We start from the raw sequence: 767 nt of genomic DNA, 5'->3' as shown, positions 1-767 counted from the left end.
AGTTGAAGTAAGTGCAGAACCAGGATCTAAAGTTGAGTTATTTGATAAAGATGGTCACAAGATTGGTGAAGGCGTAGCAGACGAAAACGGAAAAGCTACAATCACACCAACGAAAAAACTTCCAGCAGGAGATGTAACAGCGAAAGCAACAGATCCAGCAGGAAATGTATCAGAAGCAAGCACACCAGCAAAAGCAACAGCAGATACAAAAGCNCCAGCTAANCCAGAAATCACAACAGATCTAACAGATAAAGCAGGAACTAAGACACCAGTTGAAGTAAGTGCNGAACCAGGATCTAAAGTTGAGTTATTTGATAAAGATGGTCACAAGATTGGTGAAGGNGTAGCAGGAAAAGACGGAAAAGCTACAATCACACCAACGAAAAAACTTCCAGNAGGAGATGTAACAGCGAAAGCAACAGATCCAGCAGGAAATGTATCAGAAGCAAGCACACCAGCAAAAGCAACAGCAGATACAAAAGCNCCAGCTAAACCAGAAATCANAACAGATCTAACAGATAAAGCAGGAACTAAGACACCAGTTGAAGTAAGTGCNGAACCAGGATCTAAAGTTGAGTTATTTGATAAAGATGGTCACAAGATTGGTGAAGGCGTAGCAGACGAAAACGGAAAAGCTACAATCACACCAACGAAAAAACTTCCAGCAGGAGATGTAACAGCGAAAGCAACAGATCCAGCAGGAAATGTATCAGAAGCAAGCACACCAGCAAAAGCAACAGCAGATACAAAAGCNCCAGCTAANCCAG

General features: G+C 42.3%; 1 protein-coding gene. It reads left to right on the top strand.

What is annotated here, in order from left to right; all coding sequences use genetic code 11:
- Positions 1 to 767: Ig-like domain-containing protein (locus D8787_RS11605; RefSeq protein WP_260471403.1), on the top strand; the 767-nt coding region annotated here is incomplete at both ends.

Source organism: Streptococcus mitis (assembly GCF_003944325.1).
GTDB lineage: Bacteria > Bacillota > Bacilli > Lactobacillales > Streptococcaceae > Streptococcus > Streptococcus mitis_CW.
The sequence above is the reverse complement of the archived record's forward strand: the minus strand, read 5'-3'. Positions and strand labels throughout refer to the sequence as shown.